This is a genomic window from Chryseobacterium sp. JAH, assembly GCF_001507335.1.
In the GTDB taxonomy this organism is placed as follows: domain Bacteria; phylum Bacteroidota; class Bacteroidia; order Flavobacteriales; family Weeksellaceae; genus Chryseobacterium.
Map to the genome: position 1 here is coordinate 266091 of NZ_LMAH01000006.1, position 21996 is coordinate 288086.

Here is a 21996-nt window from a genome sequence, read left to right on the forward strand (position 1 = left end):
TTGTAATGTTTTTGTTGATTATTTATTTAATTTTTTGAGAGTAATTATTCAGCAGCTGGCGTTTCGTCAGTGCTTTCTGCAGCAGGAGCTTCTGGAGCTGCCTCAGCAGGAGTTTCTTCTACTGCAGGAGCTGCTTCTTCAGCTGTAGCTTCTGTAGTTTCAGATTTGTTTTGAAGAGCAGAAACAACTCTTTGAATTGGAGACTGAAGTAATCCGATGATTTCACCGATCATTTCTTCTCTAGACTTAATGCTTACTAATGCATCAAGGTTGTTGTCACCAACATAGAAAGTTTCTTGCACGAAAGCTGATTTTAAAGCCGGCTTCTCTTCTTTTTTTCTAAAGTCTTTGATTAATTTTGCTGGAGCGTTAGCTGTATCAGCAATCATTAATGCAGAGTTTCCTTTGAAAGTTTCGAACATTTCAGAGTAATCTACTCCTTCAATCTGTTCCATTGCTTTTTGCAAAAGTGTATTTTTTACAACTTTTACTTTGATATTTTGTTTGAAAGCCTGTCTTCTGAAATCAGAAGATTTAGCAGCATTCAAACCGTCTAGATCTGCTACATAAACTACTTTAGCATCCTGAAGCAAGTCTTTGATCTCTTGTATCGCTACAACTTTTTGGTCTTTTGTCATTGTCTTAAGGATTATAATTAGTTAACAGATTTACTATCAATTGCGATACCTGGGCTCATTGTAGAAGACAAATAAATGCTCTTCACATAAGTACCTTTAGCAGCAGTTGGTTTCATTTTGATTAAAGTAGAGATTAATTCCTGAGCATTCTCCTTGATTTTAGCAGCATCGAAAGATACTTTACCAATACCAGCGTGGATAATACCGTATTTATCTACTTTGAAGTCAATTTTACCAGCTTTAACTTCAGTTACTGCTTTACCAATTTCCATAGTTACAGTACCTGATTTAGGGTTAGGCATCAAACCTCTTGGTCCTAATACTCTACCCAATGGTCCTAATTTACCCATAACAGCTGGCATAGTAACGATAACGTCAACATCTGTCCAACCATCTTTTATTTTTTGTAAATATTCATCAAGACCTACATAGTCTGCACCAGCTGCTTTCGCTTCAGCTTCTTTGTCTGGAGTTACTAAAGCCAAAACTTTAACGTCTTTACCAGTACCGTGAGGAAGAGATACTACACCTCTTACCATTTGGTTAGCTTTTCTAGGATCAACACCTAATCTTACCGCGATATCAACAGAAGCATCAAACTTTGCAGTGTTTACTTCTTTTACAAGAGCAGCACCTTCTTCAAGGTTATAAATTCTTCCTTTCTCTACTTTGCTTAAAGCTTCCTTTTGCTTTTTAGTTAATTTTGCCATTTCTCTTAGTTTTAAGCGTTAGTTGGTTTAGTTCCTGTTACTCTTAATCCCATAGATCTAGCAGTACCTGCAACCATAGAAAGAGCAGAGTCCAAAGTAAAACAGTTAAGATCTGTCATCTTATCTTCAGCGATCTTTTGAACTTGCGCCCAAGATACAGCACCTACTTTGTTTCTGTTTGGTTCACCGGATCCTCCTTTGATTTTAGCTGCATCCATTAACTGAATTGCTGCAGGTGGAGTTTTAATAACGAATTCAAAAGATTTGTCTTCGTACACTGTAATTACTACAGGTAAAACTTGACCTGGCTTATCCTGAGTTCTTCCGTTAAATTGTTTACAAAACTCCATAATGTTCACACCTGCAGAACCTAATGCCGGACCTACTGGTGGAGATGGGTTTGCTGCTCCTCCTTTTACTTGGAGCTTAACCATTTTAAAGACTTTTTTAGCCATTGTTTGTTTTTTAAAAATTGAATAATTAATGAGTTTGGAAGCATTTATTATTCAGCAGGTTACCGCACTCACATAAAGTAAACCTACTTTTCGGACTGCAAAATTATGAAATATATTTTAATTAGCAAACACTTAACTCATTAAATTTCAGAATTAAATCGTAAAATTTAATATCAGTCTGTAAAATAATTGATTAATTTTAAAAAAACAATTTAGTATGAAACATGTAAAATCTACTTTGATATTACTTTCCTGTGTAACACTTTCTTCATGCTGGCCGTGGAATGGAGGTGATGACCCACCATTTGAACCTCAAACCGCATATCAACCGGTCATTGTCACCCGTTCAGAACTAAACAATATCAGCCTTCAGGTTCCGAAAACAACAGTGAAGAATGAAAAAATTTATGTAAAAGATCAATTCATCTTCGTTAACGACAGACGAGACGGCTTTCATATCATCAACAATTCTGATCCTTCCAACCCCCAAAAAGTAAAATATCTGAAAGCACTGGGCTCCAGCGACGTCGCCATAAGAAATGACATCTTTTATATTAATCAGGCCAGAGATCTAGTTGCTTTAAAAATTAATACCGCAACCAATGAAGTACAGGTTTTAAAAAGGATAGAAAATGTTTTCCCGGCACTGAAATCACCCGACGGATTTGAAGCTCCTGCAGAAAATGACAAAATAGTAATCGACTGGAAACAAAAATAAAACCATGAAAAAATATATTACTCTTTTATGTTTCGCTATTCTAGTCAGTTGCAGTGACAGCAGCGATGCAACTGAATCTCTGTCTACGGACGGAAAAGAAGGCTCTACCGCAACATTTATTCTGAAAAACAATTATATGTATGTGGTTGATCAAGCAAACTTGAATGTATTCAGCCTAATAGATCCTGCGAATCCTGTGAAAGTTAAGACTGTAGATGTAGGTTTTAATATTGAAACATTATTTTCAATGGACAATTACTTGTTTATCGGTTCCCGAAACGGAATGTTTATATATAACATTTCACAAAACCCAGAAACACCCGCGTTTGTTTCAAAGGCATTACATTTTACTGCCTGCGATCCTGTCGTTGCAAATTCTACTCATGCTTATGTTACATTACATTCTAACACAACCTGCAATGCAGCAGACAACAATAAGCTTTTAATCTATAATATTGCAAACATTCAAAATCCATTACTGGTATCTGAACGAAACCTTTTAGAACCAAAAGGGCTCGCTCTGAGTGGAAATTATCTGTTTATTTGTGATCGAGATGATATTGTAATTTTCAATATTTCGAATCCCCAGAATGTAACGGTAGCTAAAACGATTGCCAATATTCCCGCAAGAGATCTGATTATTGACGGGAATCATTTGTTTGCTTTTACCACTACTACTGTACATCAGTTTAATATTGATCCCTCTAATATTCAGAATATCACTCCGGTCAGTACGCTTCCCCTTTAAATTTAAATATTACACAAAAAAAATACCGCTCATTTCTGAACGGTATTTTTTTATATCTGAAAAGTATTATACTTTTTCTACCTGCATAAAGCTTAGTTCCATTGGAGTCTTTCTTCCGAAGATCAAAACAGAAACCTCTACTTTCTTCTTGTCTTCTAAGATTTTCTCTACAGTACCATTGAAACCATTGAATGGTCCATCGATTACTTTTACGTTTTCACCAACGATGAACGGAATTTCTGCATCAGAAGCAAACTCTGAAAGTTCATCCATTCTTCCCAACATTCTGTTAACCTCAGATTTTCTCATCGGTACAGGATCTCCACCTTTAGTTAAACTTAAGAAAGAAATTACACCTGGAATATTTTTGATAACGTGAGGAATCTCTCCCATCAACTCTGCTTCCACCATCAGATAACCAGGATAGTATGGTCTTTCTTTTGGCACTTTCTTCCCATTTCTAAGCTGAATAACCTTTTCCATAGGAATCACTACTTGAGTAACATACTGCTCAAATCCTAAACGTTTGATTTCTGTCTCAATATAGTTTTTCACTTTATTTTCCTGTCCGCTGATTGCTTTCAGCACATACCATTTCAATTCGCTCATTATGGGAAAATACTTTATTAGTTGAAGGTATTGATTAATATTCCGATGATGTTGCTGATTGATTTTGAGAACAATTCATCAACCCCAAAGGTGAATAATGCCAAAATAACAGTGGCTACAGTAACTACAATAGTTGAAGACTGTAAGTCTGACCACTTCGGCCACTCTACTTTATGTCTAAATTCGTGATAAGAACCTTTTAAAAATTCTACTAAGCTCATTATTTTCTTTTTGCACGGGCACAAGGATTCGAACCCTGATCAACGGTGTTGGAGACCGGTATCCTACCATTGGACGATGCCCGTAGATTAAAAGTTCCGTAAGTTTCCTTACGGAACTTTAATTATATTAAGATGATTAGTCTAAGATTTCAGTAACCTGACCTGAACCAACTGTTCTACCTCCTTCTCTGATCGCAAATCTAAGACCTACGTTAAGAGCGATTGGCTGTAACAATTCTACAGTGATCTCTAAGTTATCACCAGGCATTACCATTTCTACACCTTCTGGTAAGAAGATTTCACCTGTAACGTCAGTAGTTCTTACGTAGAACTGAGGACGGTATTTGTTGTGGAATGGAGTGTGACGTCCACCTTCTTCTTTAGAAAGGATATAAACTGAAGCTTTGAATTTCTTGTGAGGCTTCACAGAATCTTTCTTAGCGATAACCATACCTCTCTTGATGTCAGTTTTTTCAATACCTCTCAACAATAGACCTACGTTATCTCCAGCTTCTCCTCTATCTAGGATTTTTCTGAACATCTCAACTCCTGTAATAGTAGAAGTTAATTTTTCTTCACCCATACCGATGATATCTACAGGATCTCCTGTGTTGATAATACCAGCTTCGATTCTACCAGTTGCAACAGTACCTCTACCTGTAATAGAGAATACGTCTTCGATTGGCATCAAGAAAGGCTTATCAGTATCTCTTGGTGGTTGCTCGATCCATTCGTCAACAGCATCCATTAATTGCTCAACAGATTTGAACCATTGGTCATCAGTCTTAGCACCTCCTTCAGCAGTAGCAGCTGTAAGAGCTCCAAGAGCAGAACCTTGAATTACTGGAGAGTTATCTCCGTCGAATTCGTAAGTAGACAATAAGTCTCTTAATTCCATTTCAACTAGCTCTAACAACTCAGCATCATCTACCATGTCAACTTTGTTCATGAAAACAACGATTCTAGGTACGTTTACCTGACGACAAAGAAGGATGTGCTCTCTAGTTTGAGGCATTGGTCCATCTGTAGCAGCACATACAACGATAGCACCGTCCATCTGAGCAGCACCAGTTACCATGTTCTTTACATAATCCGCGTGACCTGGACAGTCAACGTGAGCATAATGTCTTTTTTCAGTTTCGTATTCGATGTGAGCAGTATTGATAGTAATACCTCTTTCTTTTTCTTCTGGAGCAGAGTCAATAGAAGAGAAATCTTTTTTCTCAGCAAGACCTTTACTAGCCAATACAGCAGAGATTGCTGCAGTAAGTGTAGTTTTACCATGGTCAACGTGACCAATAGTACCAATGTTCAAGTGTGGTTTGTTACGATTAAACGTTTCCTTTGCCATGATTTAAATTATTTATTTTATTGTTTATTCAAATTTTCGGTGTGCAAATATAATGAATTTTTGAATACTAAAATCTTTTTGTTAAAAAAACTTTACTATTCAAATCCAAAAACTGCAAACCGCTATTTTTTGTATTATGGAACTGCAAATTTATAACAAAAAAATGAATTAAAAAAAACACTTTCTAAATCCAATATCATTTTTCTCTCGTATATTTATCTGAACCTATTAAATTAAAATAAATTTTATGAAAAAACTATTCAACTTTTGTCTGGCTACATTAGCTTTTGTCACCGTATTATCTTGTGACGATGATGAAAACACAAGTATGCCCGAAATACCTACGGTAGGTCCCGATGTGATGGTATACGGTTTAAGCACCAACAATGATCTTTTAGCTTTTAATGCTAAAAACAGCAATGTGATGACTTCTATAAAACCTATTACAGGACTTTCAACCGGAGACAAACTATTAAGTATTGATTTCAGACCCGCTACAGGTGAGTTGTATGCGGTTTCAAATTCCAGTAAACTGTACATCATCAATACGGCTACTGCAACTTCAAGAGTAGTAAGCACTACAGCTTTTACTCCTGCTGTTTCAGGAACAATTGCTTCAATTGATTTTAATCCTACCGTTGACCGTATCAGGTTAGTGACCAATACAGGGCAAAACCTTCGAATCAATCCTGAGAATGGAGTTACAGCATTCACTGATACAAGTATTGCAACTACAGCAGCAATTGCCGGGATTGCTTATACCAACAGTAAATCCGGCGCTACGACAACTACTTTATATGATCTTGACCTGACATCTGGAAAATTATTTAAACAAGATCCGCCAAACAACGGAACTTTAGTGGAAGTAGGAAGCTTAGGATTTACATTCACAGGTCAGGCTGCTTTCGACATCAATCCTGAAAATACTGTAGCATTGATGGCCGTAACCAGCGGATCTCAAAATGCATTATACAATGTAGACTTGGCTACCGGAAAAGCTTCAAGCATAGGGACGCTTCCACAAAAAATCATCGACATTGCAATTCCTACAAATCCTGTAGCCTATGCAATCGACAATGCCAATGCGTTGCAGATATTCGACCCAAACAATCCTGCAACTCCTGTTACCAAAGCAATTACAGGATTACAAAGCGGTGAAGGAATTCTTGGTATTGATTTCAGACCGTTAAACGGACAATTATATGCTTTAGGAAGTTCAAGCAGAATTTATACAATTAATTTGGGTAACGGCGCAGCAACACAAGTAGGCACCGGTACATTACCTACTCCTCTTGTAGGAACTGAGTTTGGATTTGATTTCAATCCGACGGTTGATAAAATAAGAGTGGTGAGCAATACCGGACAGAATTTAAGATTAGATCCTGTTACTGGTGGTGTTACCGCTGTAGATACTGTACTTAGCCCGGGAACTCCAGCTGTAGGTGCAGCAGCATATACCAATAATTTTGCCGGAACAACTGCCACCGAACTTTTTGTAATCGACCATAACACTGATAAACTTTACCTACAAAATCCACCAAACGGAGGTATTTTGGTAGAAAGAGGTGCATTAGGAATCAATATTTCGGGTGCAAACGGATTCGACATCGGAAGCACAAGCCAAAAAGCGTACTTATTGGCTACTATCGGTGCAGAAACAAAAATATTCACCGTCAACACTACAAATGGAGCTACAGCTTCCTTAGGTACTTACCCTAATCCTGTGAAAGGTTTTACGGTAGGCTTAGGATTCTAAAAAAAGACTTGATTTTCATAAAGAAGCCCGAGGTAGATTATTCTATCTCGGGCTTCAATTATATAGGGATAAATGAAAGAATCTTTTTTAATTTAAACTTACACCAAATTATCTATAAAGCTTCTGCCTTCCTGGTTTTATTAAATATCCAAAAGATAATCGGGAATATTAACAAGGTTAAAAAGGTTGCGGTAATCAGACCGCCAATAATAACAATCGCTAAAGGTTTTTGTGATTCTGAACCGATTCCCGTAGAAAGCGCCGCTGGTAAAAGCCCGATGGAAGCCATTAACGCGGTCATAATTACTGGGCGTGTTCTGGATTTCACCCCATTAAAAATAGCGTCATCTATTTTCGAACCTTCTTTAATATTCTGATGAAATTCTGTGATGAGAATCACTCCGTTTTGAATACAGATCCCCAGAAGAGCGATCATTCCTACTCCTGCAGAAATACCGAAATTCATGTTGGTTACATGCAATGCAATAATTCCGCCGATTAAAGCGAAAGGAACGTTCGCCAACACCAAAAGCGAATCTTTCATATTTCCGAAAAGGATAAATAAGAGGAAGAAAATTCCCAAAATACTGATCGGAACAACCTGTGCCAATCTTTTTGAAGCCCTTTGTTGGTTTTCAAACTGACCCGTCCAGCCTACAGAATATCCTTCAGGAATTTTAATTTTGGCGACTTCTTTCTGTGCATCGCCAATTGTTCCCCCCAAATCACGGTCACGTATGGAGAATTTAATTCCAATATATCTTTTAATATCATCTCTATAAATAAATGCTGCACCGTTGTCTTTTACAATCGTACTGATCTCTTTTAAAGGAATTTTAGCACCGTCCTGCGTAGGAACCATTAGTGAAGCAATATCTTTTTCGTCTTTTCTGTACTCTTCAGAATAACGGAGCCTGATTGGAAATTTTCTTTCTCCGTCAAACATTTCAGAAGCCGTTTTTCCACCGAAAGCCATTTCCAAAACGGACTGTGCATCATCCGGCATCACACCGTACGCTGCCATTTTATCTCTGTCTAAAACCACACTTACTTCAGGCTGACCGATATTTTTAATGATTCCGGCATCTTTCACACCTTCTACATCTTTTATTGATTTTAAAACCTCATCCGCCAGTCTGTCGAGCGTCTGTAAATTATCACCGTAAATTTTAATTCCGTTTTCAGCTTTAAAACCTGCAACGGCTTCTGCCACATTATCCGAGATCGGCTGAGAATAATTAAAAGTAATACCCTGATAATTCCTGAGCTTTTTATCAATTTCCTCTACGAGGTCTTCATAATTGATTTTTCTTTTCCACTCATCTTTTGGCTGAAGATTCACCGCAAACTGCACAAATCCGAAACCGTTAGGGTCTGTTCCGTCATTGCTTCGTCCGGTTTGCGCCAAAACATCAGTGACTTCCGGAACGCTCATGATATCTTTCTTCAGAATATCGGCGGTCTTCAACGATTCTTTTAGAGATGAGCTCATCGGCATTTCTGCAGTAATCCACAATGATCCTTCATTTAATTGGGGTAAAAATTCTGTTCCTAAAAATTTTCCTGAGAATAATGTGACTGCCATGAAAGATAAAGCAACAATCAAACTGAGTTTTTTGTGTTTAAATGTAAAACTGAAACCTTTCATCACTATCCTGTCCCAGAAATTTACAAACGGATTATTTTTCTCCCGTACATTTTTATTTAAAAGCAAATGGGTAAGCACGGGAACCAACGTCAATGTAAAAATCAGTGCGCCAATTAATGCAAAACCCAGCGTGAATGCCAGTGGTGAAAACATTTTCCCTTCCACTTTCTGAAATGAGAATATTGGAATTAATGATGTGATGATAATTAATTTTGAAAAGAAAATCGCCTTTCCTAAACCTGTACCGGTCTGTTTGATCCAGCCTGCTTTGGCCATTTTGTTAAATTTCTCCGGACCGTATTTCTTGGCTTTATGGTCGAGCATCACGAAAATTCCTTCGACCATGACGACCGCACCATCGATGATAATCCCAAAATCTACAGCTCCCAGTGAAAGTAGATTCGCACTCATGCCTGCCATTTTTAAACATAAGAACGCAAACAGCAGGGATAAAGGAATGATGATGGAGACAATCAACGTCGTACGCCAGTCTGCCATGAAAATCAAAACAATGACCGTGACCAGGATAATTCCTTCCAATAAGTTGTGCATTACGGTTTCTGTAGTAAAGTCCATCAGGTTATCACGGTCGTAGAACGTGACCATTTTTACATCTTTCGGAAGGATTTTCTCGTTGAGCTCATTAATTTTAGCCTTTACTCCTACCAAAACCTCACGCGGATTTTCTCCCTTTCGCATCACTACAATTCCTTCTACGGTATCATCCTGTTTATTTAAACCCGCCTGCCCCACTCTCGGCAAAGAACTTTCATGCACTTCCGCTACATTTTTTACCAAAACCGGATTTCCGCTCTCATTTTGAATGGTAATATTTCCGATATCTTCATTAGATTGTACCAAACCGATTCCTCGCACAACGTAGGCTTGTCCGTTTTTCTCAATCACATCTCCACCCACATTCAGATTGCTTTTTGTTACGGCTTCAAAAACCTGAGAAGGCGTAAGATTGTATTTATCCAAAGCTCTCGGGTCAATGCTCAGCTCAAAAACCTTATCCTGACCACCGAAAACGTTGATATCAGCCACACCTGGAACGCCTCTCAGCGCACGGTCGATCACCCAGTTTTGTAAAGTCAGTAATTCTCGGGAATCTTTGGTTTTACTTTCCAATGTATATCTGAAAATTTCTCCGGTCGGGCCGTAAGGTGGCTGCACTTCGGGGTCAACCTCATCCGGAAGACTCACATTTCGCAGCTGATTGTTGACCTGATTTCTGGCAAACATATCGTCTACTCCATCATCGAAGAGAATTTTAACAATAGATAGTCCGAACATCGTGGTACTTCTCACACTTGTTTTCTTCTGAACAGGACTCATTGCCAGCTCAATGGGTGTCGTGACAAAACGTTCCACTTCTTCTGCACTTCGGCCATTCCATTGGGTGATGATCACGATTTGGGTGTTGGTGACATCGGGGAAAGCTTCAATGGGCATGTTTTTGAAACTGATAAAGCCCGCAACGGCCAAAACCGCTACCCAAATAAAGGTGAAGGCTTTATTTTTGAGTGAAAACGAAATGATATTTTTAATAAATTTATTCATGCTGAATAGATATTAGATGATAGATTTCAGATAGAAGACTGATACCTAAATATTTAATTGGAAAAACTTTAACTAAGAAACTCGTTGAAATGATTTTAAACACATAAGTCACATTAGCGAATTATATTTTATTTTGCTTAACAGAGCACATTTAGGAAAATCTTTGATTTTCCTAAATGTTTAATTTTCATCTTAGTTTTTCAGTGAACGGTAAATTAGCAACTGATTATTGGTGATGACATTTTCTCCTTCTGCAAGACCTTCTGAAATGTAAGTCACGTCACCGAGCTGTTTCAGAACTTTAATTTCTTTTACTTTAACATCGGTTCTTGATTTAAAAACAACCACAAAACTTCTGTCATCATCAAAAATTACTGCCTTTGACGGAACTGAAAGTGCTGACGCATTCTCAGATTTTGAAACCCTGATGGTCGCTTTACTTTCAGGAATCAACAATCCGTTGGCATTATCCAAAACCACTCTTGCCTGCATCGCATTTGTTTGCGGGTCTATGATTTTAAAGATTTTATCAATTTTTCCGTCAAAAAATTTATCCGGATAAGATAATGTGGAAACCTGCGCCGCCATTCCCAGACTTATTTTATCAATATCAGATTCATTGACATTCATGATGGCCCAAACTTTTGTGGTATTGGCCACATCAAAAATATTTTCGCTTCGGTCACTTCTCAGCTGCATGTCTTTGTTGATGTCTTTGTGAACGATGTATCCGTTGATTGGAGCGAGAACACTGTAGATATTTCCTTTTTTCACATTATAAACGGTACTTACTGCAGACGATCTTTGCATTTGATCCTGGGCTTTCTGCACCTGACTTTTAGCTTCCAAAACATCTCTTTCCGTATTTAGTTTTCCTTCATACATTTCTTTGGCAACGCGAAGATTATTCTGCGCAACCAATAAATCTGTTTTAGCATCACTCACATCTTTCTGAACATCGGCTAATTCTGTACTTCTTATGGTGGCGAGCACCTGTCCTTTTCTCACATAATCTCCAAGTTCAACGTTGACACTCATTACATTTCCGCCAACCAAAGGATAAACGTCGATGTAAGAGTTTCTGTCTGCAGATATTTTTCCGTAAAAACTGTAGGTATCTTCTATGCTTTTAAATTCAACTTTTTCTGTGGTGATCGATTCGAGCATGGTATTGCTCAGTTCAAAACCTTTGGGTGCATCATCTTTCGGTGCTTCTCGTTTAGAACAAGATGTTAAAAAAAGCGAAATAACAAAAGGGATTATCAATTTTTTCATTTAGATTATTATTTTAAACGCAAAGAGCGTAAAGATTTTTTTTTCGTGCTGTTTTAAGTTCGCTGACACGTTCTCAGCAAAAACAACAAAAGTTTATAGTTAATAAAAGATTTTCACCTGTACCAATTGATTGAGCTGTTCTGCAGACTGTATCAGCTCGTTTTTCATATCATAAATCTGGAGAGAAGTTTGGCGGTAACTTTCCATGAAATCTGTAAAATCGATGAGATTGACGTTTCCGTTTCTGAAGTTTTTCAGAATTCCGTTGTAGACTAAGTCTAGATTATCGAGGTCGGTAGATTTAATTTCCAGCAACTGTTCGTACTGATTTTTCCATATTTGGAAAGCTACCTGTACTTTAGTCTCTAAATTCAATTTCTGGAATTCGGCATTTCTCCGGTTTTGCTCAATGGTATAATTGGCTTTCTGCACATTTCCTTTATTTACTTTCCAAAGCGGAATGGGAATTCCAACTTTTAAATTGATCTCGTTTCTGAAAGTTCCCGAGTTTTGATCGTACTCCGCTCCTACATTCAAATCCGGAACATTGAGAGATTTCTGCCATTGTGCATAGAGCTTAGAATTATCAATCAGTTTTAGATTAAACAAATAATCTGCGTTATTCTCAATGGCTTTTCTTTTTAAATCAGATTCATCACCGAAAGGCTGTGCAGCAAGAATTTCTTTTGCTTCTTCATCTGAAATCTGAGGCTCTATATTCTCTGTAATTCCGGTAAGAACTTTTAAATTTTGTTCAAATTCCAAAATATCTTTAGTAATTGCCAGTTTGTCATTATTCAACTGAATGACCATGCTCTGTAATCTCACTTCATCTTTTAACGAAACATTTCCTTTTGCAGACTGTACTTTATACGCCTTCAAAAGATCATTCATATAACCCAATTGCTTATTGGTATTCTCAAGCTTTAGCTTTTCGTAATAAAGATTGTAGTAATTGGTGTGAAGCTGCGTTCTCAGTTCCACAAGCAACTGAGTAAATTGGAGCTGCGCCAAATCTTTATTGGATTTTGCAAAAGCGACTTCATTTTTCTTCTTTCCTCCCATGTAAATCAGCTGCGTCACCTCAAAACCTTTGGCTTTTCCGGCATCTAAAACCTTTCTGTCTTCGGGATTGTAAGCGTTGATGTACCCGCTTATCTGTGGAAGTTCCCAGATTTTAGCCTGCAGAATATCCGCATCAGCAATGTTGATGTTGTACTGCTCGGCAAGAAGCTGAAGATTATTTTGCTGAAAGGCATTTTCGCAATCCAAAAGCGACATTTGCTGTTGCGCCGTCATTATCGAAGATATAACAACAAACAGTCCTGCAATTTTGTTCATTCTCTCAATTTTGATGACAAAAGTGCGGTTGCTCGATTAAAACGACCTTAAAGGAGACTTAAAAAAAAATTAAATTTGAATTTGAACTGCTTTTTGAATCATAACAAGAGGAACTGTAAGATTTTTTCCTAAACCTAGATACTTAACAATATTTTGAAAAAGAAATTTTCTTACTATTTGGAAAATGTTTAGAAAAAAATTGTAAACGCAAAGCGGGAAAAGATTTTTTAAATCTATGGTCAACTTCAAGATATACAAAGCCGTTTCATTTGGCCAGATAAAACAATTTATTGTGGGCAGACGAACTTTTTGTTCTTATCTTATTATTATATTAAAAACCTATTTATTAAAAGTAACCGTAAACTTATTGGTGTGTTCCTCAGGTGAGTTGTATTTGATTTTCGCATTGTGGTATTCCAGGATTCTTTTTGCAATTCGGAGACCGAGGCCTGAGCCCGTGATATTTTGAGAATTATGGCCACGCATGAATGCGTCAAACAATTTGGGCTGTTCTTCTAGTGAAATCGTGCTTCCGGCAGACACAACATCTACGATCAGCTGTGATTCGGTTTCTGTGATTAAAACTTTTGCTTCAGAATCGTCCGAATAGACCGCAGCATTTTTAAACAAATTAATAAATACAATATTGAGCAGTGGCTGAACACCTTTTATGGTAAGAAAAGATTGATCGGAAGTATTTTCCGAAATCAGAAAGTCCATGGTGAGATTCGGGAAACTTTTTTGAACACGCTCGAAAGATTCAAAAATCACTTCATCAATTCGTACTTCTTCATAGATCGTCTGAATATTTTCTTTGTCGAATTTTGTAAGCAGCAAAAGAGAGTTTGTTAAATCTGAAAGTTGGTATACATCTTTCAGCATTTGTTTCAAAGCAGAAAGTGTTTCAGGAGAATGTTGCTCCAGTTTGATTAAATTTTCAAGCTGGAAAGCCATTCTGGTAATTGGAGTACGTATTTCGTGCGATGCACTTGCCGTAAAGTCTTTTTGCGACTGGAAAACATCATTCAAACGAACAATCATCGTATTAAAAGACTTCGCCAGAATGCTGATTTCGTCATTAGACTGCTCAACCTGAATTTGTGTAGTCAGTTTGTGCGCCGTTACTTCAGAAATTTCTTTGTTCAGATCTTCGAGTGGCCGCAAAAATTTCCCCATAAAATAATAGCTGAAAAAACCAATCAGAAGTGTGCAGGTGATGAAAGCGGTAATCAAAAGATATTTAAGATAATCCAGCTTCGACTGTCCGTTGGTATCGAATGCGCTGGTAATGATGTAGTAGTTTTCGCCGTTGATATTTTTCAGAGCGGCATAAACTTCAGGAAATGTATCCTGCTTGTGAACCGCTTTTTTATTATCGACTTCCTTTAATAGTTCATTATCCCACGTAACTTTTCTGTCTTTAATCGTGCTGTAGATGAGTTCCTTTTTAGCATTAAAAATCAAAATTGTTTCATTCAGTAAAACATTGTCAGAGTTTTCATTAAAAAAAATGGGTGCCTCTTCCTCAAAATTTTTAGACTTTGAAATAAAGTTGGTGGTAAAATCCAGTCGACGGACAAACCTTTCCTTAAATTCCTCTTTTCTGAAATCATTAAAGGAAACGTAAATAATAATCAGAACAATACCGAAAAGTAATGAAAACCAAATGCTGAGCGTGAGCGCAATTTTCCTTTTTAAAGACATCTACAAAGGATTTAAGTAATATCCGAAACCAGAACGCGTGTGAATCAATTTAACTTTAAAATCTTTATCTAGTTTCTTTCTCAAAAAATTGATATAAACTTCAACGGTATTGGTATTCGTATTAAAATTATGTTCCCAAACGTTTTCGGTAATCTGCTGTTTTGAAACGGTTCTCCCCTGCGCTTCTGCCAGATAAACCAACAGCTGAAATTCTTTTAAGGTCAAAGCGATTTCGTTTCCGGCTCTGAAAACTTTCTGTTCTGTTTTGTTGATGATCAAATCATCAATTCTTATAATATCCTGGTCTGCAGTATCCGTAGGCACTTTTCTTCTCAGCAACGAATTCATCCGCAACAGTAATTCTTCAAACTGAAAAGGTTTAACCAAATAATCGTCAGCCAATCTTGTGAAAGCATCTTTCTTATCAGACAGATCGCCGTAAGCAGAGATGATAATGATCGGCGTATTTTTATCAAAAGATCTTATCGTCTGGCAAACATCCAGTCCGTTAATCTTCGGAACATTAATATCCAAAAGATACAGATCATAAGAATTGTTTTTTATCTGACGGAGAAAGGTTTCTCCGTCGTAAATTCGGTCGGTGGTAAAACGGTTTGACTCTAAAAACTTACTCAATTCTGCCGAGAGAATGAGATCGTCTTCCAAAAGAAGAATATTCATCAAAGATATATTTACCACGAATTTAACGAAAAAAATAAAGAGGTTGAGAATTGCAGGAGCAGAGAATGGTCTTCAATACATGAAATGTTAAAGTAAATAGTCCGGTGAAAGCTGATGGTTTGAATGTTTTGGTTCTTTAATTATGATTCATTAAAATAATATTAAACTTTTTAAAACGATATAATAGCAAAGACTATTTCTATCAACAACAACGAAAAAGCCTCAGATATTTCTATCTGAGGCTTTAATTATTGGTTTCCCGTTTGCGGAGAGAGAGGGATTCGAACCCCCGGACCTGTTACAGTCAATAGTTTTCAAGACTATCGCAATCGACCACTCTGCCATCTCTCCATTAACTCCGATTGTATCGTTGTTTTTGGTGGTGCAAATATAATACGTTTTTTTGAATCTCCAAAATTTATCTTTCAAAATTTACAAGAAATACCATTTGTACATTGAGAAAGAGTGATTTAATTGACTGAAAATCAAAATTTTTATTTCTTTGCTACACGAACTGCCTTTGTTTTTCTCTTATTCAGTGCAATTTTATTCTGCTTTGTCTACCCTTGCATTTCTGAACGCAACGTAAAACAAAGATTTTTGAATAAAGAACCCTTTATTTTAAGACCTACAAAGGTATTCACTTATTGAAGTTACAAAGTTATACAACCAAAGCTGATAAATAATTTACTTAAGCTTTTCAAAATTAAAAATTCAGGGCAAGAAATTTTAGGCAAAAAAAATCCCGAAGAAATCGGGATGAAAAATGAGCCAACTACGGGACTTGAACCCGTGACCTCTTCCTTACCAAGGAAGCACTCTACCGCTGAGCTAAGTCGGCATTAAAAGAAAAAAATCACGCTGTAAAAGAGTGATTTTTTTTGAGCGGAAGACGAGGGTCGAACTCGCGACATTCAGCTTGGAAGGCTGACGCTCTACCAACTGAGCTACTTCCGCAATTTTGTTTCCAAAACTATTGGTAAACGCTGTGCAAATCTAGGGAAACCCTATATACTTTGCAAGTTTTTTTTCTAATATAAAATGTGGGGAGAGCAGGATTCGAACCTGCGAAGCCGAAGCAACTGAGTTACAGTCAGTCCCATTTAGCCACTCTGGAATCTCCCCAGATATTTTATATTAAATTGAGCCTCCAGAGGGACTCGAACCCACGACCTGCTGATTACAAATCAGCTGCTCTAGCCAACTGAGCTATGGAGGCAATTTAATAAAAACTGAAAGCTATCAGAGAAATCTACTCTGTGCTGCATCAGCAGTTAAAAAAAATCACGCCTGATGCGGTGTGAATTGAGCGGAAGACGAGGGTCGAACTCGCGACATTCAGCTTGGAAGGCTGACGCTCTACCAACTGAGCTACTTCCGCAATTTTGTTTCCAAAATCATTGGTAACGGTTTGCAAATCTAGGAAAAACCTTTTAAACCTGCAAGACTTTTTTTAATATAAAATGTGGGGAGAGCAGGATTCGAACCTGCGAAGCCGAAGCAACTGAGTTACAGTCAGTCCCATTTAGCCACTCTGGAATCTCCCCAGATATTTTATATTAATTGAGCCTCCAGAGGGACTCGAACCCACGACCTGCTGATTACAAATCAGCTGCTCTAGCCAGCTGAGCTACGGAGGCAAAAATTAAAAAAGATTTCAAAAAACGATTGTTCCTTTTTGCGAGTGCAAATATAGAACAGATTTTTTGAAATCTCAAACTTTTTTAGAAACTTTTTTTAATTAATTTTCTATGCTAATTCTTTTTTCTTGATTAACAGTTTCTTAGCTGCGTCTACACATTGGTCTAAACTTTCTTCAAAACTTGTACTTGTCTTTTTTACGACGATATCATCACCCGGAACAACCAAAATAAGCTCAGTCGTCTTATTGGCTTTGTCTGAGTTATTTTCTACTTTTAAGAACACTTTGCATTCCTGAAGCTTGTCATAAAACGTATTAAGCTTGCTTACTTTTTTGTCAACGTGTGACTCTAGCGGTTCGTGTGGAGTTAAGCCGATTGCTTGTACTGAAATCTTCATAATTCTTCTTTTTTAACAGCTCTTGGATGAGCTTGATTAAACACTTTTTTCAACTGTTCTATATTAGCATTCGTGTACACCTGAGTGCTTGCAAGACTAGAATGCCCTAATATTTCTTTTACTTTAGATATCTCTGCCCCATTATCTAAAACATGTGTAGCAAAGCTATGTCTTAGGATATGCGGACTTCTTTTTTGCTTCGAAGTAACAAGACTAAGGTACTTATTAACGACTACATAAACAAATTTTTCACTCAGTTTCTTTCCCTTTTTGTTGACAAAGAAATATTGTTTAAAATCTTCCTGAGGTTTTCTGATCGTCAGATACGTCTTAAGCAGATTGGATAGGTCCGGAGAAATCGGAACATATCGCTGCTTATTTCCTTTACCCAGAATCTTAAGCTGTTCGCCTTCTAAGTTTACACTTTCAAATATTAAGCCACAAAGCTCAGCCTTTCTGATTCCTGTCTGGTACAAAACCTCAACAATACACTTTTCCAGGATGTTATCAACACTGATGAAAACATTATCCTGAAGCGTTTGCATTTCCTCTTTCGACATAGGAATCTGCTTCTCCGCATAAAACTTAAGAGAGGAAACAGTTTCTACGGGAGATACTTCAATTTCACCCAACCTCAGAAGGAACAGGTAAAAACTTCGGAGCGAAGAAAGCTTGCGATTGATACTTCTCTTTGAGATATCATGCTCACTGAGTTCAACTATAAAATTTCTGATTATTTTCTTATCGGCTTTGACAATATTATCGGAGCCTTCAGTTTTAAGATAAAAGGAATAAAAATCATCAAGATCTTTGCGGTAGCTTGTGACTGTATGAGGTGAATACCTCCTTTCGAGCTGTAGATAGTCTAAAAACTTCTCTCGCATAATGTATATATAAAACAAAAATCACTCCTCAAATATAACTATTTAAGAAGTGATTTAGTATGTGTTTAAGAAAATTTCTTAAGCTTGTTCTTCCTTGCTTAATCCTCTTTGCTTATAAGCTGCTTTCAGCCTAGATTGTCTAAGAGTTACAGAAGGCTTAATAAAAGCTTGTCTAGATCTTAATTGACGAACTGTACCAGTTTTATCAAATTTTCTCTTGTATTTTTTTAGTGCTCTATCGATGGATTCACCATCCTTTACAGGTATTATTAACATAATTTACATCTCATTTTGGATTGCAAAAATATAACTTTTTTCTTGATTAGCAAATTTTTCACCAGTAAAATTGATAATAATTCTAAAATTCATGCAAACCCATTTTTAATATGATTGAATTTAAACAAAATATTGTATCTTTGTCTCTACAAAAACATGGGGTTGACTGGTTTCGACAGCAAGACCAATGGGTAAGTAAGCATGCAGAGAACCGTAGTGCGATCTCTTTAATCCCTTGCTACAAACTTTTAACTGGCAACGAAGAGTTCGCTCTTGCAGCTTAATCCGAATAAAGTAAGATTTCAAGCGCTTTCCCGAAGATAGTAAGGAAGCAAGATGTCTCACAAATGCTCTGTTCTGCGGCGTTTGATTCTGAGATATAGTAATGCAGAAATAAGGTTTTGGGAGCTTTGACCAGGACTCGAAAACTTCAGAAGCTAAGGTTTAAGTTGGGTGTTTGCTCTCTGCTTAGGCACGAAAATCAACAGTAAAATAAGCATGTAGAAATCTTATGTATTGCTTGTTTGGACGAGGGTTCGAATCCCTCCAACTCCACTTAAAACCCTGTAAATTAGAATTTACAGGGTTTTTATTTTTTTGATACTATTTAGATGATACCTGATTATAGTTAAAAAACACCCACAGCTTCATCAAACAATTATCATTTTTCAAGATCATTCGATTCCTTTTTATTTGCTATGCTTAAAATACACCTCGAGCATACTGCCATTCGGATAATAAAACAAATAACGTTTTGTTCGTTTTTTTTAAAAATATTTTTACAACGATCTTGTTAGATTGTCATGTACTATAGAAAACATCAATAAAAATCTGCTACAGAAAATTATACTTTTGTAGATAGTAAATAATTACCTATTGAATCTAAAAAAACAAATTTTAACAGAACTTGAAATCGAAAATTCCTTTACTATAAAAAGGGTAGAAAATCTAACCTCTGAAACTCTTCATCCAAAGAGACTAATTTTTAACCGAATAATCTTAATAGAAGATGGATCAGGAAATATGATTGTAGATGGTACCTTTTACAGATTAAATCAGAAAAATGTGTTTTTGATCGCAAAAGGACAAATTCTACAATTTGAAAAATCTTCGACGTATTCCGGGTATAATTTGGTTTTTGGAGATTGCTTTTGGGAAAAAACGCCTAAAAGCGCCAGCAATTGCAAAGCCGTACTATTTAATAATATATCAGCCAACCAACTTTTAGAGCTCAATGAATCGGAACTCAATGAATTTTCATCTCTGCTCAATATTCTTTTAAAAGAGTATTTATCCGATGATTATATAAATAAGATGGATGCCCTCGCAGCTTACCTTAAAATTATTATGATTAAATTGGCCAATGTCAAAATGACAGATGAAGCTGCCTTCAACAGCCAGGATTATATGGCATACCGTAGTTTTATGGATCTGATCAGTGCAGAATTTCATGTTTGCCATTCCGTAAACAAGTACGCTGAAAAATTGAATTTGACCGCTCGAAGACTTAGTGAACTTTGCAAAAGATGCAGCGGTCTAAATGCCAAAGAAATTATAAACGGACAATTATTATCAGAAGCAAAGCGGTCTTTACAGTTTGGATCCAGCCCTGTCAAAGAAATAGCGTACAACCTTAATTTTAATACACCTGAAGAGTTTAGCCATTTTTTTAAAAAATATGTGAAAATCTCTCCGCTTGAGTATCGAAACCAATATCTTAACCTGGGGAAATAGTGTGGTTTTTGACATTACAAAAGTATTTATTCGCATTTACTGAGATACGAAAGCCAATTACTTTTGTAAAAAACAATTACATATGTCATTATATAATTTAAAACAGATTGCAGGCATCGCTATTCCAGACAGTGCAATAGCAAAACAGGCCACTGAGCTTTTGCTGGAACATGGAACAGAATTCATCTACAACCATTCAATGCGTGTATTCTTATTTTCGTCTCTGAATGCTAAGCGTAAAAATTTACAGCATGATACCGAACTTTTATACGTCGCTTCTGCATTTCATGATTTAGGTCTTGTTCCGCACTACAGCAGTGAAGATTTGCGTTTCGAAGTGGATAGCGCCAATGCAGCAAGAAACTTCTTAAAAAGTCACGGAGTTCAAAAAGAAAAGCTTCAATTGGTATGGGATACTATCGCATTACATACTACTATAGGTATCGCTGAACATAAAGAAAATGAAGTGGCCTTGATGTATTCCGGAGTAGGATTAGATGTAATGGGAGAAGATTATGAGCATCTAAGTCAGGAAAATAGGGAGGAAATTGTTGCAGCATTCCCACGGACTGATTTTAAAAAGAAAATAATTCCAACATTTTTCAGCGGATTTGAGCATAAGACAGATACCACATTTGGAAATATTAAAGCTGATGTATGTGCTTTTATGATCCCTAATTTCAAAAGAAAAAATTTCTGTGATTGTATATTACATTCTCCCTGGAGCGAATAACAGCAACCAATTATCACGATATGCCATTCGCCGGACCGGTGAATGGTTTTTTTGTCATCCATCATTTCAACAGTTATTATCTGTTTGATTTCAATTAATAACTAATATCTCCCTCAACTAAATAGTAATCTTGTTAATTATCTGATGGGGTTCAGGTTATTTGTAGCTTTTTGATCAAGACTCGAAAACTTCAGAAGATAAGGTTTAAGCTGGATGTTTGCTCCCTGCTTAAAAAAGATATAAACGGCTTCATCAATTTACTGAATCCTTGGTGCGATGTATGAATCAGATTTAAATGTCCAAAAACATTCTACCATATAGCTGATAGATACTTATTTTCGGATTTTGAATTTTCTCTATCTCAGCATCATTACATACAAAATCAAAGGCCTCCTATAGGAAGCCTTCGAAACACCAAATCACAAAATATTAATATGAAAAATATTTATTTATAAAGCTGTTGCAGTATACGTTACTGTTTGCGTATACGTTCCGGCCGGTTTACCTAAGATATCAGAAGATGATGATTTCGACGCTGGAATAGTGTAGTCCAGATTCAACGTTAATGCGCTTCCAAGCGGAGCATTTGATACTAAAGTTTGATCAGTTTCAGATAAAACAACAGGTGTTTTTGTTCCTCCCATGCTTCCGGCAGCCGCAGCAGCCTTGATTGTCAAAACATTGACTGGGATTAAGTTCGTTCCATTGACAAAACTTCCACCTCCTGCTTTTACTTTAACATTAAAGTTCTTCGTTGAAGTAATTTTCAAAGAGTTGGCTTTAGTAATCGTTTGATCAGAGTTGTAATCTGCCGCAGTCGCATAGTTAAAGTCAACTGTATTACCGATGGCAGTACTTCCGCTGTCTATAGAGATTACATCTTTCAGGGTAATGTTTACCGTTGTGGTTGC

General features: G+C 36.8%; 20 protein-coding genes, 9 tRNA genes and 1 other RNA gene. 6 read left to right on the forward strand and 24 right to left on the reverse strand.

All coding sequences use genetic code 11. The annotated features are described in order from the left end of the window. Positions 1-44: 44 nt before the first annotated feature. From rplJ to rplK, 3 genes are read right to left on the reverse strand one after another with little or no spacing between them, the layout of a single operon-like run. Positions 45-638 carry a 50S ribosomal protein L10 gene (gene rplJ, locus AR685_RS13830; protein ID WP_047444872.1) on the reverse strand — a complete coding sequence of 198 codons (594 nt, stop codon included), beginning with the start codon at positions 636-638 and terminating at the stop codon, positions 45-47. Between the two features lie 17 nt (positions 639-655). Next, positions 656-1348: a 50S ribosomal protein L1 gene (rplA, locus tag AR685_RS13835; RefSeq protein ID WP_047444874.1), complete on the reverse strand. Its 693-nt coding sequence runs from the start codon at positions 1346-1348 to the stop codon at positions 656-658. An 11-nt stretch (positions 1349-1359) separates the two neighbouring features. Further along, entirely contained in the window at positions 1360-1803 is a 444-nt protein-coding gene (gene rplK, locus AR685_RS13840) for a 50S ribosomal protein L11 (RefSeq protein WP_047444876.1), read from the reverse strand. Positions 1804-2020: 217 nt separating this feature from the next. Between rplK and AR685_RS13845 the strand changes: the two genes are divergently transcribed. Both AR685_RS13845 and AR685_RS13850 read left to right on the forward strand, forming a co-directional pair. Continuing rightward, positions 2021-2521, forward strand: a complete 501-nt coding sequence (locus AR685_RS13845; protein WP_059124921.1) for a hypothetical protein — start codon at positions 2021-2023, stop codon at positions 2519-2521. Between the two features lie 4 nt (positions 2522-2525). Next, the gene (locus AR685_RS13850; protein ID WP_052187933.1) at positions 2526-3269 is read left to right on the forward strand and encodes an LVIVD repeat-containing protein; all 744 of its coding nucleotides are present in this window, start codon (positions 2526-2528) and stop codon (positions 3267-3269) included. Between the two features lie 66 nt (positions 3270-3335). Here AR685_RS13850 and nusG read toward each other — a convergent pair whose 3' ends face one another. From nusG to tuf, 4 genes are all read right to left on the reverse strand, one after another. Further along, a complete protein-coding gene (gene nusG, locus AR685_RS13855; RefSeq protein WP_047444878.1) occupies positions 3336-3878 on the reverse strand; it encodes a transcription termination/antitermination protein NusG in 543 nt (180 codons plus the stop codon). A 17-nt stretch (positions 3879-3895) separates the two neighbouring features. Continuing rightward, the gene (gene secE, locus AR685_RS13860; protein WP_052187936.1) at positions 3896-4099 is read right to left on the reverse strand and encodes a preprotein translocase subunit SecE; all 204 of its coding nucleotides are present in this window, start codon (positions 4097-4099) and stop codon (positions 3896-3898) included. 13 nt (positions 4100-4112) lie between these two features. Beyond that, positions 4113-4183 (reverse strand) — tRNA-Trp (locus AR685_RS13865). Between the two features lie 52 nt (positions 4184-4235). Continuing rightward, on the reverse strand, positions 4236-5450 hold the full coding sequence (gene tuf, locus AR685_RS13870; RefSeq protein ID WP_047444879.1) for an elongation factor Tu: 1215 nt from the start codon (positions 5448-5450) through the stop codon (positions 4236-4238). A 247-nt stretch (positions 5451-5697) separates the two neighbouring features. On the opposite strand from tuf, the gene AR685_RS13875 reads away from it, so the two are divergent. Continuing rightward, positions 5698-7206: a DUF4394 domain-containing protein gene (locus AR685_RS13875; RefSeq protein ID WP_059124922.1), complete on the forward strand. Its 1509-nt coding sequence runs from the start codon at positions 5698-5700 to the stop codon at positions 7204-7206. A gap of 112 nt (positions 7207-7318) precedes the next feature. Here AR685_RS13875 and AR685_RS13880 read toward each other — a convergent pair whose 3' ends face one another. The 16 genes from AR685_RS13880 to rpsU all read right to left on the reverse strand — a co-directional run bounded on the left by AR685_RS13880 (position 7319) and on the right by rpsU (position 18618). Then, positions 7319-10417 carry an efflux RND transporter permease subunit gene (locus AR685_RS13880; RefSeq protein WP_047444883.1) on the reverse strand — a complete coding sequence of 1033 codons (3099 nt, stop codon included), beginning with the start codon at positions 10415-10417 and terminating at the stop codon, positions 7319-7321. A 192-nt stretch (positions 10418-10609) separates the two neighbouring features. Beyond that, positions 10610-11692 (reverse strand): efflux RND transporter periplasmic adaptor subunit, encoded by a 1083-nt coding sequence (locus AR685_RS13885; protein ID WP_059124923.1) that lies wholly within the window; start codon positions 11690-11692, stop codon positions 10610-10612. Positions 11693-11791: 99 nt separating this feature from the next. Continuing rightward, positions 11792-13033, reverse strand: coding sequence for a TolC family protein (locus AR685_RS13890; RefSeq protein WP_082671941.1), 1242 nt, complete (start codon positions 13031-13033; stop codon positions 11792-11794). A 339-nt stretch (positions 13034-13372) separates the two neighbouring features. Then, positions 13373-14737, reverse strand: a complete 1365-nt coding sequence (locus tag AR685_RS13895; protein WP_059124924.1) for an ATP-binding protein — start codon at positions 14735-14737, stop codon at positions 13373-13375. Next, complete coding sequence (locus AR685_RS13900) at positions 14738-15418, reverse strand: response regulator transcription factor (protein WP_047444890.1); 681 nt, start codon at positions 15416-15418, stop codon at positions 14738-14740. A 266-nt stretch (positions 15419-15684) separates the two neighbouring features. Further along, a tRNA-Ser gene (locus AR685_RS13905) sits at positions 15685-15769 on the reverse strand. Between the two features lie 418 nt (positions 15770-16187). Beyond that, a tRNA-Thr gene (locus AR685_RS13910) sits at positions 16188-16259 on the reverse strand. Positions 16260-16302: 43 nt separating this feature from the next. Then, positions 16303-16375: transfer RNA gene (locus tag AR685_RS13915), tRNA-Gly, on the reverse strand. An 87-nt stretch (positions 16376-16462) separates the two neighbouring features. Next, positions 16463-16543: transfer RNA gene (locus tag AR685_RS13920), tRNA-Tyr, on the reverse strand. Positions 16544-16563: 20 nt separating this feature from the next. Then, positions 16564-16637, reverse strand: a tRNA-Thr gene (locus AR685_RS13925). An 89-nt stretch (positions 16638-16726) separates the two neighbouring features. Next, positions 16727-16799: transfer RNA gene (locus tag AR685_RS13930), tRNA-Gly, on the reverse strand. Between the two features lie 85 nt (positions 16800-16884). After that, a tRNA-Tyr gene (locus tag AR685_RS13935) sits at positions 16885-16965 on the reverse strand. Between the two features lie 19 nt (positions 16966-16984). After that, a tRNA-Thr gene (locus AR685_RS13940) sits at positions 16985-17058 on the reverse strand. Positions 17059-17167: 109 nt separating this feature from the next. Beyond that, positions 17168-17458 (reverse strand): HPF/RaiA family ribosome-associated protein, encoded by a 291-nt coding sequence (locus AR685_RS13945; RefSeq protein WP_047444892.1) that lies wholly within the window; start codon positions 17456-17458, stop codon positions 17168-17170. Further along, entirely contained in the window at positions 17455-18342 is an 888-nt protein-coding gene (locus AR685_RS13950; RefSeq protein WP_059124925.1) for a tyrosine-type recombinase/integrase, read from the reverse strand. Before AR685_RS13950 ends, AR685_RS13945 begins: the two co-directional genes overlap by 4 nt. 78 nt (positions 18343-18420) lie before the next feature. Beyond that, entirely contained in the window at positions 18421-18618 is a 198-nt protein-coding gene (gene rpsU / locus AR685_RS13955; protein WP_034723363.1) for a 30S ribosomal protein S21, read from the reverse strand. Positions 18619-18776: 158 nt separating this feature from the next. Here rpsU and ssrA point away from each other — a divergent pair. The 3 genes from ssrA to AR685_RS13970 all read left to right on the forward strand — a co-directional run bounded on the left by ssrA (position 18777) and on the right by AR685_RS13970 (position 21085). Then, positions 18777-19176, forward strand: a transfer-messenger RNA (tmRNA) gene (ssrA, locus tag AR685_RS13960). A 318-nt stretch (positions 19177-19494) separates the two neighbouring features. Further along, positions 19495-20352, forward strand: coding sequence for a helix-turn-helix domain-containing protein (locus tag AR685_RS13965; RefSeq protein WP_059124926.1), 858 nt, complete (start codon positions 19495-19497; stop codon positions 20350-20352). Between the two features lie 82 nt (positions 20353-20434). After that, complete coding sequence (locus AR685_RS13970) at positions 20435-21085, forward strand: HD domain-containing protein (RefSeq protein ID WP_059124927.1); 651 nt, start codon at positions 20435-20437, stop codon at positions 21083-21085. 449 nt (positions 21086-21534) lie between these two features. Here the strand turns inward: AR685_RS13970 and AR685_RS13975 are convergent. Next, a partial coding sequence (locus AR685_RS13975) for a hypothetical protein (protein WP_059124928.1) occupies positions 21535-21996 on the reverse strand: 462 nt, incomplete at its 5' end.